This window comes from Luteococcus peritonei (assembly GCF_039526385.1).
In the GTDB taxonomy this organism is placed as follows: domain Bacteria; phylum Actinomycetota; class Actinomycetes; order Propionibacteriales; family Propionibacteriaceae; genus Luteococcus; species Luteococcus peritonei.
Map to the genome: position 1 here is coordinate 138,599 of NZ_BAAAIX010000033.1, position 15,421 is coordinate 154,019.

At 70.6% G+C, this 15,421-nt stretch carries 13 protein-coding genes; 9 read left to right on the plus strand and 4 right to left on the minus strand.

Going from position 1 to position 15,421, the window contains the following annotated elements; all coding sequences use genetic code 11:
- Window positions 1–37 precede the first annotated feature (37 nt).
- Together ABD073_RS14005 and ABD073_RS14010 are read left to right on the plus strand one after the other, a co-directional pair.
- Entirely contained in the window at window positions 38–1,483 is a 1,446-nt protein-coding gene (locus ABD073_RS14005) for a glycosyltransferase family 87 protein (protein ID WP_343875607.1), read from the plus strand.
- Window positions 1,473–2,642, plus strand: coding sequence for a hypothetical protein (locus tag ABD073_RS14010; protein WP_343875609.1), 1,170 nt, complete (start codon window positions 1,473–1,475; stop codon window positions 2,640–2,642). Before ABD073_RS14005 ends, ABD073_RS14010 begins: the two co-directional genes overlap by 11 nt.
- Window positions 2,643–2,648: 6 nt before the next feature.
- Here ABD073_RS14010 and ABD073_RS14015 read toward each other — a convergent pair whose 3' ends face one another.
- Window positions 2,649–4,055: a lipopolysaccharide biosynthesis protein gene (locus tag ABD073_RS14015; RefSeq protein WP_343875611.1), complete on the minus strand. Its 1,407-nt coding sequence runs from the start codon at window positions 4,053–4,055 to the stop codon at window positions 2,649–2,651.
- An 85-nt stretch (window positions 4,056–4,140) separates the two neighbouring features.
- On the opposite strand from ABD073_RS14015, the gene ABD073_RS14020 reads away from it, so the two are divergent.
- Window positions 4,141–5,199, plus strand: a complete 1,059-nt coding sequence (locus ABD073_RS14020; RefSeq protein ID WP_343875614.1) for a glycosyltransferase — start codon at window positions 4,141–4,143, stop codon at window positions 5,197–5,199.
- Between the two features lie 6 nt (window positions 5,200–5,205).
- On the opposite strand, the gene ABD073_RS14025 is transcribed toward ABD073_RS14020, so the two are convergent.
- Window positions 5,206–6,333 (minus strand): glycosyltransferase family protein, encoded by a 1,128-nt coding sequence (locus ABD073_RS14025; protein ID WP_343875617.1) that lies wholly within the window; start codon window positions 6,331–6,333, stop codon window positions 5,206–5,208.
- A 108-nt stretch (window positions 6,334–6,441) separates the two neighbouring features.
- Here ABD073_RS14025 and ABD073_RS14030 point away from each other — a divergent pair, with 108 nt between their 5' ends.
- The gene (locus tag ABD073_RS14030; protein ID WP_343875620.1) at window positions 6,442–7,794 is read left to right on the plus strand and encodes an O-antigen ligase family protein; all 1,353 of its coding nucleotides are present in this window, start codon (window positions 6,442–6,444) and stop codon (window positions 7,792–7,794) included.
- Window positions 7,791–9,044 carry a glycosyltransferase gene (locus ABD073_RS14035; protein WP_343875622.1) on the plus strand — a complete coding sequence of 418 codons (1,254 nt, stop codon included), beginning with the start codon at window positions 7,791–7,793 and terminating at the stop codon, window positions 9,042–9,044. The genes ABD073_RS14030 and ABD073_RS14035 overlap by 4 nt, the downstream gene beginning before the upstream one ends.
- Here the strand turns inward: ABD073_RS14035 and ABD073_RS14040 are convergent.
- The gene (locus tag ABD073_RS14040) at window positions 8,984–10,240 is read right to left on the minus strand and encodes an O-antigen ligase family protein (protein WP_343875623.1); all 1,257 of its coding nucleotides are present in this window, start codon (window positions 10,238–10,240) and stop codon (window positions 8,984–8,986) included. The genes ABD073_RS14035 and ABD073_RS14040 overlap by 61 nt on opposite strands.
- Window positions 10,241–10,248: 8 nt before the next feature.
- Window positions 10,249–10,935 carry a Wzz/FepE/Etk N-terminal domain-containing protein gene (locus tag ABD073_RS14045; protein ID WP_343875625.1) on the minus strand — a complete coding sequence of 229 codons (687 nt, stop codon included), beginning with the start codon at window positions 10,933–10,935 and terminating at the stop codon, window positions 10,249–10,251.
- A gap of 132 nt (window positions 10,936–11,067) precedes the next feature.
- Between ABD073_RS14045 and ABD073_RS14050 the strand changes: the two genes are divergently transcribed.
- From ABD073_RS14050 to ABD073_RS14065, 4 genes are all read left to right on the plus strand, one after another.
- Entirely contained in the window at window positions 11,068–11,700 is a 633-nt protein-coding gene (locus ABD073_RS14050; protein ID WP_343875627.1) for an acyltransferase, read from the plus strand.
- The gene (locus ABD073_RS14055) at window positions 11,697–12,797 is read left to right on the plus strand and encodes a DegT/DnrJ/EryC1/StrS family aminotransferase (RefSeq protein WP_343875629.1); all 1,101 of its coding nucleotides are present in this window, start codon (window positions 11,697–11,699) and stop codon (window positions 12,795–12,797) included. Before ABD073_RS14050 ends, ABD073_RS14055 begins: the two co-directional genes overlap by 4 nt.
- Before the next feature lie 2 nt (window positions 12,798–12,799).
- Window positions 12,800–13,789, plus strand: coding sequence for a Gfo/Idh/MocA family protein (locus ABD073_RS14060; RefSeq protein ID WP_343875638.1), 990 nt, complete (start codon window positions 12,800–12,802; stop codon window positions 13,787–13,789).
- A gap of 171 nt (window positions 13,790–13,960) precedes the next feature.
- On the plus strand, window positions 13,961–15,259 hold the full coding sequence (locus ABD073_RS14065; protein ID WP_343875631.1) for a nucleotide sugar dehydrogenase: 1,299 nt from the start codon (window positions 13,961–13,963) through the stop codon (window positions 15,257–15,259).
- Window positions 15,260–15,421: the final 162 nt, after the last annotated feature.

Consider the following 15,421-nt stretch of genomic DNA (forward strand, 5'->3'; position numbering starts at 1 on the left):
CCGGCCGGCCACGGCGGCTGGCATGATCGGGCAGGACATGACTGAGACCGGTTCCACCACCACGCCGTGGGCCACCCGTCGCCTCGGCGGGCCCACCGGACGCCATGCCCTGCGCAGCGGGCGCTGGTACGACCCGCTGCCGTGGGCGATCGGGGTGGCTGCCCTGGTCTGGCTGCTCACCACCGCCCGGCAGGGCCTGTGCCAGCAGACCGTCGCGGGCGAACCCGTCGACGCCTTCCTGCGGCTGTGCTACTCCGATGTGCCACTGCTCTACCAGAGCTCCGCACTCGGCACCGGGGGCCTGCCCTACGGTGACGTGGTCTTCGCGCAGCCGCCGCTGACCGGCGCCTTCGTCCTGCTGGCCACCACGATCTCGCGGCTCTTCGGGGCCCACCCGGTGCCCCATGCCTCGGACCAGCAGGTGCTCGACGGTGGCAACCTCTTCTTCGCGGTGAACGCGGTGCTGCTGGGCGTCTGCTTCCTGGCCCTGGTGGCCTGTCACCTGCTGCTCGGACGCGGTTCGGCGCGGCGGCTGGCCGCGGCCCCGCAGGGCCGGGTGCGCAGCTGGGACGCGCTGCTGCTGGCCGCGAGCCCGGCGGTCTTCACGGCCGGACTGGTGAGCTGGGACCTGTTCACCGCGGCCCTGGTCTCCGCCGGGCTGCTGGCCTGGTCCCTGCGGCGCACCCGCACCGCCGGCCTGCTGCTGGGGCTGGCCGTGGCAGCCGGCTTCTGGCCGGTGCTGGTGCTGCTGGCGCTCGGCCTGCTCTGCGCCCGGGCAGGCCGGGGTCGGGCCTGGGCCACCACCGCCGGCTTCGCGACGCTGGTCTGGCTGCTGCTCAACCTGCCGGTGATGGCCTGGAACCTGCACGGCTGGTCGGCCTTCCACCAGGCCTGGCTGGATCGCGGCCCCGACCTGGGCTCGCTGTGGTTCGTGCTCGACGAGCTGGGGGTCCGCATCCCCGCCATCGGGCTGCAGGTGCTGCTGCTCTTCGCCAGCTGGCTGGCCTGGGTGGCCAACCTGGTGCGCCGCGCCCCGCGTCGTCCGCGGGTGGGCCAGGTGGCCTTCCTGCTGGTGGCGGGCTGGCTGCTGGTCAACAAGGGCTACGCGCCGCAGCAGGTGCTGTGGCTGGCACCGCTGGTGGTGCTCGCCCGGCCCGTGGTGCGCGACTGGGCGGTCTGGTCGTTCGCCGAGTCGCTCTACTGGTGGGCGGTCTGGGGCCATCTGGGCGGCGAGCTGCAGCCCGGCGACGGCGGCAAGGACGTCGTCTACTGGGGCGCCATCATCCTGCGGGTGGCCGTGCTGCTCTGGCTGGTGGGGCGGGTGGCCACCGACGTGCGTCGTCCCTGGCTGGACCCGGTGCGCGGCCCGTCGGTGGACGACCCGGTGGGCGGGGTGCTGGACCACGCCCCGGACCGGGAGCGGCGAGCGCCCCGTGCCGTCGACGAGGTGGGCCTCGACGTGGTGGGCAGCGATGAGCTCTGAGGTGGGCGTGCGGGTCGGCGGTGCCCGGACCGAGGCGGACCTCGCCGCCGGGGGATCGCGCGAGCAGCTGCGCCTGGTGGTGCGGCTGTGGCTGGTGAGCCGGCTGCTGCTGGCGGTGGTGGCGGTGCTGGCCATGCTCACCCAACGGCGCACCCTGCGCCAGGTGCTGAGTGCCTGGGACGTGGCGCACTTCGAGGCAATCGCCCGCAACGGCTATGCCGAGACCATCGACCGGGCCTTCTTCCCGGCCCTGCCGCTGCTGCTGCGGGCCGCGGGCCAGATGGGGCTTCCGATGTACCTCTCCGGCGCCGTGCTGGCGCTGGGCTGCTCCCTGCTGGCGGCGCTGGCCCTGTTGCGCCTGGGTGGCCCGGTGGCGGCCGGTCTGTGGCTCTTCGCCCCCACCACGGTCTTCACCGCCGTCGCCTACACCGAGGCGCCCTTCTGCGCGCTGGCCTTCTGGGCCTGGGAACGTGCCACCAGGGGGCGCTGGGCACAGGCGGCGCTGCTGGCGGCGCTCGCCTCCGGCTTCCGGATCAGCGGGCTCTTCCTGGTGGGTGGGCTCGGCCTGCTGGCGCTGACCCGCTCCGGGGTGCCGTGGTCACGCCGGTTGGTCCATGCCGCCCTCGCCGCGCTGGGGGTGGTGGGCGTGCTGGCCTACTTCGCCTGGTTGCACCACTTGACCGGCTCCTGGTCGGCCTGGTTCGACGCCCAGGCGGCCGGCTGGAACCGCGGCTTCTACAGTCCGCTGGACAGCCTGCGCCACACGCTGGAGGCGGGCGCTCCCAGCCGCTGGCCGGACCGGCCGTCGGTGGCCTGGGTCTTCCGCGCCGAGGTGGTCTCGATGCTGGTGGGGGCCGTCGTGACGCTGGTGCTGCTGGTCCGGCGTCGCTGGGCGCAGGCCGGTTACGTGGGCGTGCAGGTCTTCGCCTTCGCCACCAGCTACTGGTTCATGAGCGTGAACCGCGCGGTGCTGCTGTGGTTCCCGTTGTGGCTGCTGGTGGCCGAGCTGGCGCGCCGCGGCTGGCCGGGAGCCCAGGGCCGGGAGCCCGGGCGGGGGAGTCTGGTGGCCCGCGGCCTGGTGCTGGCCTTCGGTGTCGTCAGCCTGGCGGCCGCCGTCTGGTGGGCCTGGCTCTACTTCACCGGCGCCTGGGCCAGCTGAGCTGGCTCACGGACGCTCCTCGGTGCGGTCCTGCACCTCCTCGGCCGCGATGGCGGCCTTCTCCTCGTCGTCCACCGCGCCGGCATCGCTCTTCTCGCCGATCCCGTGGTCGAACTGCCAGCTGACCAGCAGCGCCAGCAGGGTGAATACCACCAGCAGGCCTGCCATGGACCACGAGACATAGGTCATGGTCTGCAGGATCGAGCTGTGGAACTGGTGGATCAGGCTCAGCGGAACAGCCATGTAGAACAGCGCGAAGACGAACATGGTGCCCTGCCGCTTCACGGTCAGGAAGAGCATCGAGATGGGCGAGGTGACGAAGTTCAGGTAGAGCCAGGGCACCAGGGCCCGTGCGATCTGCCCGGCCAGCGTCCAGTTGTGGTTGCCCTTGCTGCCCAGGACGAAGGGGAAGAGCCATGGCGACAACCACCAGATCAGCGCGAAGGGCAGCGCCCCGATCAGCAGGGATCGGACCACGGCATTGCGCACCACCGCGAACATGCTGCCGCGGGTGGTGGTGGCGAGCTTCTGGAAGAAGACCTGGGTCAGCGCGCCGTTGATCAGCCCCATGGGCATCTGCAGCAGCTGCCAGGCCTGGGCGAACTGGCCCAGCACCGCATGGCTGAAGTAGGTGCCCGTCATCAGGTTGATGCCCTGCAGCCGAATGGTGTCGACCACGGCATTGGGGCCGTTCACCAGTGGCATCTTGCGGTACTCGTGCGCCATCGCGGCGGGTGAGTCACCCGGCTGCGGCCTGGTCTCCTGCCGGGTCAGACGCCACAGGTTGAGGCAGCTGAACCACTGGCCCACCAGACTGCCCAGCACCAGGCCCCAGGCCCCCGGGGCCGCGGTCAGCCCGACCCCCAGCTGCACGCCGGTGGTGCCGACCGACTGTCCCATCCGGTTGCGGGCCATCTCCTTGTATCGCTTGCGCCGGTTGAGCCAGTACTGGCGGCTGGAGAGCTGGGTCATCGCGAAGACCAGCAGGCCGACGGCGGGCAGGTAGGGCGCCAGCGCCTGGTTGCCCAGCAGGCCGGCCACCGGCTTGGCCCACAGGGTGAGGCCGAAGGTGACCAGCAGCGCCGTGACCAGCGCGATCCGGCTGGCCAGGTTGACCAGGGCGCGACCGTCGGAGTCCTTCTCCGGCATCACCACGGCGAGGTCGTAGCGCAGCGCCCCAATGGTGACGAAGGCGGCCGCCAGCGACATGTAGAGCGAGTACAGGCCGAACTCGGCATCGGTGTACATCCGGCTCAGGAAGGGGCGGGCCGCCAGCGGGATCACCTGGGCCACGGCGGTACCGGTCATCAGCGTCAGCACATGGCGCAGGAAGACGTTGGAGCGAGCCCTGTCGAGCAGCCCGGGGGATGCCTGCGGGGCGTGATCTCCGTCAACCGTCTCAGCCTCTGCCATGCCGGGAAGTGTATTCCCCGCAGCCGCAGCCTCCCGACGCCCTCGGCCAGGGTGTGCGAGCATGGCGGCGAGCTGAGGAGGTTCGATGACAACCGCACCGACACGCCTGGCCATCGGCCCGGCCAACTACGCCGGACAGGCGCACGCCTGGGCGAAGGCCGTCGAGCGGCACCTCGACGTGCCCGCGGACTCCTTCAACCGTGGACCCCTGCGGCGCCACGACTTCCGCTTCGAGACCGACCGGGAGATCCCCGCCCCGCTCTTCTTCGCCCCGCTGCTGCGCAGGGCCCGGCTGAAGGGCTTCCTGCGCCGCTACAGCCACGTGGCCCTGGACGGCTTCACCACCTTCTTCCAGACGCCGGCCCGGCGAGACGTGGCCGCCGACGCCCTCTTCCTGCGGGAGAACGGTTTCCAGGTGGCCCTGGTGGCGCACGGCAGCGACCTGCGAGACCCGGCCGAGCACATCCGACGCAACCGGTGGTCCTACTTCAACGAGGGCGACGAGGCCTACCGTGCCCACCATGCCGAGCTTGCCCGGCGTGCGCAGGAGGCGGTGCGGCGTACCGGCCTTCCCTGCTTCGTCTCCACCCCCGACCTGCTGCACGACCTGCCGCAGGCCACCTGGCTGCCCGTCTGCATCGACCCGGCCTCGGCGGTCGTGGGCGACGAGCCGTTGCGTCGGCGGGTGCCCCGGGTGCTGCACATGCCCAGCCGCCGGGTGCCGCCCATCAAGGGCAGCCAGTACGTCGAGCCGGTGCTGCAGCGCCTGGAGCAGGAGGGGCTGGTCGAGTTCGTCTCGCCGAGCCGGGTGCCCCATGCCGAGGTGCCCGCACTGCTGGCCGGCGTGGACATCGTCGTGGACCAGCTGCTGGCCGCCAGCTACGGCGTCACCGCCGTGGAGGCGATGGCCGCCGGACGCGTGACCGTGGCGGCCGTCAGCGAGGCGACCGTGGAGCTGATGCCGCAGCGACCGCCCTTGGTGGACGCCGACCCGGACACCTTCGAGCAGGTGATGCGCGATGTGCTGGAGCGACGCGACGAGGCCCGCGAACTGGCCGCCCAGGGGCCTGGCTTCGTGGCCGCCTGGCATGACGGGGGAGCCTCTGCCCGCCGGCTGCAGCCGTGGCTGCGGCCCGCTGGCTGAGCAGGGTCAGGCGGGCACCGAGCCGCTGAGCTCCTCGGCCACGCCGCGCGCCCGCTGCAGCCAGGAGTGCTCGCCACGGCGCTGCACCATCACCTCGCGCACCCGCTGCACCTCCTCGGGGTGGTCCGCCAGCTCGGTGAGCTTGGCGGTGACCGCCTCCAGCGTGTAGGGGACGGTCCAGCCGAAGCCGTTCTCGTCGACGAACCGGCCGCTCAGCGTGCCCTCGCTGGCCAGCACCGGCTTGGCCTGGCCAACGTACTCGTAGAGCTTCACCGGGGAGGCGAAGGCGCGGTAGTCATTGGGCTCGATGAACAGCGTGGTGGCGTTCGCGGCGCGGTACAGCGGCTCCAGCTCGGGGCCGTTGGCGTGCACCACGCGCACCGGCCCCCCGACGAAGGCCTGGTAGTCCTGCTTGTTCTGCTCCCACTGGCTCTGGTGGGTGCACAGGGTGAGGCTGACCGGCCGGCCGCTGGCCGCCACCTGCTGGACCGCCTGCAGCAGCACCGGGAAACGGTAGTGGTCGCCCAGGCCGCCGACGTAGAACAGGTGGATGCCCTCGGCCGGCTGCGGCTCCAGCTCCGGCATGTCGTGGCCGGGAGGCAGGGCCGCCATCCGCACCCGCTGCACGTCCACGTGCGGCGCCATCAGCATGGAGGGCAGGTAGAGCACGTCCACGGTGCGGTCGTAGGCCTTGAGGTCGTAGCGGTAGGCGGCCAGTGCCGCCGCCTTCTTGACCGGGTTCAGGCCCTCGCCATAACCGTCGAAGGCCCAGTAGATGTCGCGGTAGAACAGGCCCACCCGGCAGCCCCGGGCCCGCAGCGCCCGGAAGAGCTGGAAGTCCAGCAGGGGGTGCAGGGGCAGGTGGTGGGCCTCGGTCATCGAGGTGGGCATGGTGGACGACTCGGAATAGCAGAAGTCGAAGCGCAGCCCGGCCTTGAGCGCATGGCGCACCCGACGGGAGGCGGCGGCCCGCTGCCGCGCCGTGCCGGTGACCTCCCAGACCTCGTAGCCCAGCGCCTCGAAGGCGTCCCTCATCCGCACCGGCCGGATCCCGCTGGCCGAGGTGGCCTTCCGGTTGAGCGGGAAGGGGGCGTGGAAGACCATGCGGGGCCTGCTCTGCGAAGCGGTGCTCATGGGGCAATCCTACGGGTGGGGTGGATGCTGGAGCCCACGACGATCCTCGCCCGGGAGGAAGCCGTGTGGATCGAGGAGCGTGGGGCCCCGGCCGTCTAGGGTGTGGGTGTGGCAGCCGTGCAGCAGTTCCCCTCCCCCGCGCCGGAACCGGTGACGGCTCGTCTGGCTGGATGGGCCCTGCTTCTGGGGCTGCTCGTGATGCAGTTCGTGAACCTGCGCGTGGGTGTCCACGGCAGGCCGGCGGTGTGGTCGCTCTTCCTGATCGGCTTCACGGCGGTGTCGGTGGTCACGCTGCCCTGGCTGGTGCGGCGGGGGCAGCGGACCCGGGCGGGGAACCTCGTGCTGGGTGCTGCGGTGCTGCTCTTCGGCTGGGCCTTGTGGTCGGCCTGGCACACGCCGCTGCCTCGACTGTTCAAGCCCCGCGCCGAGGTGACCCGCATCTACCTGGTGGTACCGGTGGTCACCTCCTTCGTCACCCTCTTCGCCGCCTGGGGCCTGGCGGCCATGATCGGACCGGCCAGACGGCGGCTGGTCCTCTGGCAGGCCGCCATGCTGATCCCGCTCTCGAGCGTCCTGGCAGGTGCTCGAACCATCGTGTCCACGCACTCCGTGCGCCTGGGCACCGGCATGGGCGGGGCTGCCATCTTCCATGTCGCCCTGCTGCTTGCCGGCGCCGTCCTGCTCGCCTCGGCCCTGCGTGGTGAGCGCAGGGGCTGGAGCGCTCTCGGGGCGGCACTGTGCCTGGTGGAGATCATGCTCACCGCATCGCGCTCCGGCCTGCTCAGCCTGCTGGTCTTCGGTGGTCTGCTGAGCCTCTTCCTGCTGCTGCGCGGCCGTGGGTTGCAGGTGCTCGCGATGGTGGCCGCAGTGGTGGCCTGCGCCGCGCTCGCCATGGTCGCGCTGCCGGCCACCCGTCGTCTGCTGCAGGTGCACGACACCTTCAGGATGGCGAACTACGAGACCGCCTGGCGCACCTGGTCGGCCACCGGCCACAACATCTGGTTGGGGGTGGGTTCGGGGCGGATGTGGCCCTGGTACCCCTTCGAGACCGGCGCCATCCCCGTCCCCTGGCGGGGCGCCATCCAGACCGGCTTCGGGCGCTCGCTGACCAATCCGCACTCGCTCTACCTGGGTGTCCTGGCCGAGCTGGGCCTGGTGGGTCTGGCGCTGCTGCTGGTGGTGGTTGCGACGGTGGTCTGGCAGGCGGTCCGCGGTGGTCGGCGGCTGCTCGGCCTCGGGAAGAAGGCCGACCGGCAGGACTTCATGGCGGCTCTGTCCGAGCTGGTGGTGCCGCTGGCACTGGTGGCCACCCTGGTCGCCTTCGCCTTCGACCACTACCTGTTGAAGAACTTCGCCATCAGCTTCTGGTGGTGGTTGGTGCTCGCCTGCACCTGGGGCCTGCACCCGGGACGCCGCGCGGCGGAGCGAGCCGCACGAGAGACCACGGAGGTTGCTGGATGACCCGAATCCTCATCATCACCCGAGCCTTCCCCTGGCTCCCCGGTGAGCAGTTCATCGAGCCGGAGGCCCCCTTCTGGGACAGGGACGACGCCGAGGTCGTCGTGATGCCCTGGAAGATGGACGGTAAGCCCCGCCCGGTGCCGGAGTCGGTTCGCCTCGACGACTGCCTCGCACGGATCACCGGCGCCCAGCGGCGCAGCGCCCGCCTGGCCGCACTGCGCAGCCCGCTGCTGCGGCGGGAACTGGTCTGGCTGGCCCGCCAGGGCCGGCTCAACCGCGCCACCGCCAAGGAGGCGCTGCGGGCGGTCTCGGGAGCCCTGGTGCACCGCGACGCCCTGGCCGCCTGGATCGAGGCGAACGGCCCGATCGACGTCCTGTACAGCTACTGGTGGGACGTGTGGACCTTCGGGGCGCAGCTGCTCAAGGGAAAGGGGGTGGGTCACGTCGTCACCCGGGCCCACCGCTACGACCTCTACGAGGACCGCCATCCCTCGGGCTACCTCGGCCTGCACCGTCAGCTCGGACGCCAGCTCGACCTCTTCCTGCCGATCTCCGGCGAGGGGGAGCGCTATGGCCTGGACACCTACGGGCTGGACCCGGCACGGGTGCGGCTCAGCCCGCTGGGCGTCGAGCTTCCCCACAGCCTCTCGAGCACCTCGCCCGAGGGTGAGCTGAACCTGCTGAGCGTCGCCTTCATGTCCCGGGTCAAGCGCATCGACCGCATCGTCGACGCGCTGGCGCTGCTGTGCGCCGAGCATCCTGAGCTCACGGTGCGATGGACCCATTTCGGTGGCGGCGAGCTGATGGAGGAGATGCGCGAGCGCCTGGCGGCCCACCAGGACCTGTCGAACCTCCATGCGGTGCTGGCGGGCAGTGTGGACAACGACCGGATCCGCCAGCACCTGGACGAGGAGCCGGTTGACCTGTTCGTCAACAGCTCGGAGTCGGAGGGGGTCCCGGTCTCCATCATGGAGGCGATGGCCTTCGGGGTGCCCACGCTGGCCCCCGATGTCGGCGGGATCTCCGACCTGGTGCCGGCCGCCGGTGGCGGCGGCGAGCTGCTGGGGGCCATGCCCGAGGCGCGCGAGATCGCCGACGCGCTGTGGCGCTGGCACGACCGCGCCAAGGATCCCGACGAGCGCCAGGCCGCCCACCGGGCGGTCCAGGAGGGCTTCGACCAGGCGAAGAACTATGCCGGGCTGATGGACCTGCTGGTCTCCATGGCGGCCTCTGGGGCCGCCGAGGCCTGAGCGGCCGCGCGTCGGTGTGCGTGGACGGCGGCCACAGATGCCAGCAGCCAGATCCAGACGATGTGGTAGCGCAGCGTCGATGAGCAGACGATGCCGATCAGGGGCAGCAGGGTGGTCACCGAGACGGCGCCGACGGAGCGCCAGTCCCCGGGCCGGAAGGAGCCCAGGAAACTGCTCCGGACCACCATCCACCAGCAGGTGAGGAAGCCCACCAGGGCAGGGAGCCCGTACCAGATCACCAGTTCGAGCAGCAGGTTGTGGGGGTCCATCAGGATGGCGCCGAAGCGGGCCGCGGCATCGGCCAGGTACTGCGAGAGCGCCCCGTAACCCAGCAGGGCGCGCACCGGTTGGTCACCGAGCATGGTCAGGATGTTCTCGGCGATCCCTCCTCGCTGGGCCGTGGAGTTGTCCTGGACATAGGGGCTGGTCAGCAGGCCCAGCAGGGCAGCGCCACCGAGCAGTACCGCGGCGGCCCGGGCGCGCAGCGGAAGCACCTGTCCGTGCAGGGCTCGCACGTTGAGGGTGCAGACCAGGACGATCCCACCGAGCAGGGTCGCCAGCGCACCGCGGGATCCCATGTAGGCCACCAGGAAGGTGGCGCTGATGAGGACAACCCATCGCAGCAGGGTCGTCCTGGGCCCGCGGCGCTGGAAGAGCAGGCGGGCCACCATCAGGACGACCAGCATGGCCATGGCGACCGAGTAGTCGTTGTAGTTCGGGAAGAGCGCACTGACGAAGAGCCTGCGGCCCGCCACCTGGGCGATGGTGTTGGCCCCCGGATAGAGCACGGTCATGAACTTGAAGCCGGTGGCCACCTCGACCATGGACAGCGCCCAGGTGACCAGGAGTCCGGCGAACAGGCCGTCCACCAGTCGGGCGGCAACCTCGTCGGGGCGCTCTCCGGAGGCGAAGACACAGCTGGCCAGGGCTGCGATCGCCACCATCACGACGAAGGTGTTGTTCGTGCCCGCGAGCAGTTGTGGGGCGAAGCTCACGACCGCCACGAAGGAGGCGAGCAGGGACCACAGCAGGGTGAGGGCCAGGGCCCGCGGCCACCGGGCGTGGGGACGGATCCCCTGCAGCGCGAGCACCGCCAGGGGTCCGGCGAGCAGCACCAGGAAGCCCATCGGCAGCTTGGCCGTCACCATGGCGATGCACGGGACCAGGAGCCAGCTCGCCCGTACGGTGCGCCGCACGGGGCTCGTCACCGACCGGTGTCGCGCGGGGCGCCGGAGTCGGTGACGCCGGAGGTCGCCGGGGTGCGGCGGCGGGAACTGCGACGCGAGGTCAGCCACTCGATCACCAGGGCCGTCACCAGACCGATCCCGAGGGCCAGCGGGAGGTTCTGCTTGATGCGGTCCACCGTGGTCTCGGGCGTGGTGTTCAGGGCGACGTCGGGCTTGGCGTCCTCGACGAGCCTGAGGGTGATGTCGCCGGGATCCTGGTCCAGCAGCTCGGCACCCTTGGCCACCAGGGCCTCGGCAGTGGCCTGGGCCAGCTGGTTCGCCTCCTCCTGGCTGGACGCGGTGGACTGGCAGGCGAGCAGCATCGAGCCGCCACCCCAGACCAGGGCGGTCCTCGCGGCCACGTCCTCGACCCGGGCGCCCCCGCCGACGGTGCGTGCCACCTGGTCGACGATCAGCGGGCTGTCCTCCAGCGCCACATAGGTGCGCATCAGCTGGGGGAGCAGCTGGGCCTGCATGTCAGCGGTGGCGGCATCCTTGGTTGCGGAAGGAGCCACCAGCACGTGCGCCTTGGCGTGGTACTCGGTGGGCGCCGGGCTGCTCGCCAAGGTCAGCGCGGCGAGCGCGAGGAGGGCCACGACGGCCGCCGGCAGGGCGGCGCGGGCCAGGCGCTTCAGGTAGTCCAGGAGGTCAATGGTGTCGTCCACCCCATCAGGCTACTGGGCGCCCCCTGTGAGATCAGGGAAGCGGCAACCTGCGAGCTTTGGCCGAGTCGCACGGTGCTGCGCAGTGTCGACGCGATAGCCTGACGGGAGAAATCCAAGCCCCGCGGAGGCCCAGTGAACAACGTACGTATCCAACCCACCGCCGATCTCGACGACGGCGTCACCATCGGCGACGGTTCGTCGGTCTGGCACCTGGCCCAGGTCCGCCACGGCGCGGAGCTCGGCGAGAACGTCATCGTGGGCCGCGGCGCCTACATCGGCGAGGGCGTCCACGTCGGCAACAACTGCAAGATCCAGAACTACGCGCTGGTCTACGAGCCGGCCCACCTGGAGGACGGGGTCTTCATCGGCCCCGCGGTGGTGCTGACCAATGACCACTTCCCGCGCGCGGTGAACCCGGACGGCACGGCCAAGAGCGCCTCCGACTGGGAGCCGGTGGGCGTGACCCTCAAGGAGGGCTGCTCGGTGGGCGCTCGCGCCACCTGCGTCGCCCCCGTCACCATCGGCCGCTGGGCCACCGTCGCCGCCGGTTCGGTCGTCGTCAAGGACGTCCCGGACTTCGCGCTGGTGGCCGGCGTCCCGGCCCGTCGCATCAAGTGGGTGGGCCGCTCGGGCTTCCCGCTGGATGCCGACGGCGAGAACCGGTGGATCGACAGCCGCACCGGCGACAAGTTCGTCGAGGACAACGAAACCCTGACTCTGGTGGAGGAAGGCTCCGCCACCGCTACCACGGAGGAATCCAAGTGACCCAGCAGTTCATCCCCCCGGCCAAGCCGATCATCGGTGAGGAGGAGATCGAGGCCGTCTCCCGCGTCATGCGCAGCGGCATGGTGGCCCAGGGCCCGGAGGTCGCGGCCTTCGAGAAGGAGTTCAGCGAGCACTTCGGCCTGGGCCGCGCCTGCGTCGCGGTCAACTCCGGCACCTCGGGCCAGCACCTCGGCCTGCTCAGCTGCGGCGTGAAGGCCGGCGACGAGGTCATCGTCCCCTCCTTCACCTTTGCCGCCACCTGCAACTCGGTGGCCCTGACCGGCGCAACCCCCGTCTTCGCCGACATCGACGCCGATGACTTCTGCCTCTCCCCGGAGGCCTTCGAGGCCGCCATCACGGACAAGACCGTGGGCGTCATGCCGGTGCACCTCTACGGCCACCCGGCCAAGATGGACCGCATCGTCGAGATCGCCGAGAAGCACGGCCTCAAGGTCTTCGAGGACGCCGCCCAGGCGCACGGCGCCTCGCTGAACGGCACCCCGGTGGGCGCCTTCGGTGACTTCGGCATGTTCTCGCTGTACCCCACCAAGAACATGACCTCCGGCGAGGGCGGCATGGTCTCGGTCAAGGACGAGACCATCGAGCGCAACATGCGCCTCTACCGCAACCAGGGCATGCTGCAGCAGTACCACAACGAGGTCGTCGGCCTGAACAACCGCATGACCGACATCCACGCCGCCATCGGCCGCGTGCAGCTGACCAAGGTCGACGCCTGGACGGCCAAGCGCCAGGAGAACGCCAAGTTCCTCTCCGAGAACCTGCAGGGCGTCACCCCGCCGCCGGTCGCCGAGGGCGCGGTGCACGTCTACCACCAGTACACCGTGCGCGTCCCCGAGGACCGCGACGGCCTGGCCAAGGCGCTGAAGGAGCAGTACAACGTGGGCTCGGGCATGTTCTACCCGGTGCCCAACCACCAGCTGAAGCCCTTCGCCGGCACCACCAACGACGCCGACCTGCCCGAGACCATGAAGGCGGCCCAGGAGTGCCTCTCCCTGCCGGTGCATCCTTCGCTGGAGCAGGGTGACCTGGAGCGCATCGTCGAGGCCGTCAACGCCCTCGCGAAGGCGGGTGCATGAGCATGGCGAACCTGCGTGCAGGCCTGATCGGCCTGGGCATGATGGGTCGCCACCATGCCCGCAACCTGCGCTCCATCGACGGCGTCGACCTGGTGGGCGTCGCCGACGCCACCGGTGACCCGCACGGCGTGGCCGGCAACCTCGACGTCCTGCCGGACATCGACTCGCTGATCAAGGTCGGCCTGGACTACTGCGTCGTGGCTGCCCCCACGGTCTACCACGACGAGATCGGCACCAAGCTGGCCGAGGCCGGCGTGCATGCCCTGATCGAGAAGCCGCTGGCCAAGGACACCGGCTCCGCCAAGGGCCTGGCCAAGCTCTTCGCCGACAAGGGCCTGGTGGGCGCCGTCGGCCACATCGAGCGCTACAACCCCGCGCTGCAGAACCTGCGCCAGCGCCTGGAGGCCGGCGAGCTGGGCGACCTCTACCAGGTGGCCACCCGCCGCCAGGGGCCCTTCCCGAACCGGATCGCCGACGTCGGCGTGATCAAGGACCTCGGCAGCCACGACATCGACCTCACCGCCTGGGTCACCCAGCGTGACTTCGAGCTGGTCGCGGCCCGCTCGATGTTCAAGTCGGGCCGGCAGTACGAGGACATGGTCTCGGCCACCTGCCAGCTCTCCGGCGGCCTGATGAGCAACCACCTGGTGAACTGGCTGACGCCCACCAAGGAGCGGCTGTGCATCGTGACCGGTGAGAAGGGCATGTTCGTCGCCGACACCCTGACGGCGGACCTGACCTTCTACGGCAACGGGAAGCAGGTGGACACCTGGGGCGAGCTCGCCCAGTTCCATGGCGTGAGCGAAGGGGACGTCACCCGCTTCGCGATCGCCAAGCCCGAGCCGCTGCGCACCGAGCACGAGAACTTCCGCGATGCGGTGCTCGGCAAGCAGGCGGACATCGTCACCCTCGAGCAGGGCGCCCGCGTGGTGCAGGTCTGCGAGGCGATGATCGAGTCGAGCAAGACCAACCAGTTCGTCGTCATCGACTGACGGCACGACTGCCCCGACGGGCCCTGCAGCCACCCGGCTGCAGGGCCCGTCGTGGTTGCTGCCCAGCAAGCCGACGCGCGCCCGTGCGCCGTGCCGGGCAGCGGCGGGCAACGCCGTTAGACTTTGCGAAGACTTCCCGGCGCGCCCTCGCGCGCCCCCAGAAAGGACACCATGAAGATCGCCGTCATCGGGATGGGCAAGATCGGCCTCCCGCTCGCCGTCCAGTTCGCGTCCAAGGGCCACCAGGTGGTGGGCGTGGACGTGCAGCAGAAGGTGGTCGACACCATCAACTCCGGTCACGAGCCCTTCCCCGGCGAGGCCTTCCTGGAGGAGAAGCTGAACGAGCTGGTGCCGGCCGGCAACCTGAAGGCCACGACCGACTACTCCAGCGCCATCCCCGGCATCGACGCGATCGTGATCGTGGTGCCGCTCTTCGTCAACGACGAGACCTGGGAGCCCGACTTCGGCTGGATGGAGGACGCCACCCGCTCCTTCTCCGAGCACCTCACCCCCGGCACCCTGGTCTCCTACGAGACCACCCTGCCCGTCGGCACCACCCGCAACCGCTGGAAGCCGCTGATCGAACAGGTCTCCGGCCTGAGTGAGGGCAAGGACTTCGACCTGGTCTTCAGCCCGGAGCGCGTGCTCACCGGCCGCGTCTTCGCGGACCTGCGCAAGTACCCCAAGCTGGTGGGCGGCCTGAGCCCCGAGGGCACCAGGAAGGCCATCGACTTCTACGAGTCCGTGCTGGACTTCGACGACCGCCCCGACCTGGACACCCCCAACGGCGTCTGGGACATGGGCACCGCCGAGGCCGCCGAGATGGCGAAGCTCGCCGAGACCACCTACCGCGACGTCAACATCGGCCTGGCCAACCAGTTCGGCAAGTTCGCCGAGAGCCACGGGATCGATGTCTTCAAGGTGATCAAGGCCTCCAACTCGCAGCCGTACAGCCACATCCACCTGCCCGGCATCGCCGTGGGCGGCCACTGCATCCCGGTCTACCCGCGCCTGTACCTGCACACCGATCCCGACGCCACCATCGTGCGCACCGCGCGCGAGGCGAACATGACCATGCCGCAGCACGCGGTCACGCTGGTGGAGGGTGCGCTGGGCGGCCTGCAGGGCAAGAAGGTCCTGGTGCTCGGTGCCTCCTACCGCGGCAAGGTCAAGGAGACCGCCTTCTCCGGCGTCTACCCGACCGTCGCCGCGCTGAAGGACAAGGGTGCCGAGGCCTACGTCGTAGACCCGATGTTCTCCTCCGAGGAGCTGGAGGCCCACCGCCTGCCGGCGCTGCCCGAGGGCACCGACGTCGACGCCCTGATCGTGCAGGCCGACCACCCCGAGTTCAAGGCCCTCCAGGCCTCCGACTTCCCGGGCGTGCAGGTGATCGTCGACGGTCGCAACCTCACCGAGGCCGCCAACTGGGAGGGCGTCAAGCGCTTCGTGATCGGCGACGGCGAGGCCTGAGCCCAGCTGCCGACCATCGGACGGCCGCACCCCATCGGGGTGCGGCCGTCGTCCGTCCCAGACCCTGCGGTGGGCCGGAGCCGGTGGCAGGACTAGGTGTTGGTCGCAGGCAGGTTCATGACACTCGGGTGATGGGAGCTTTCCCGCCGAGGGCGCTGTGGC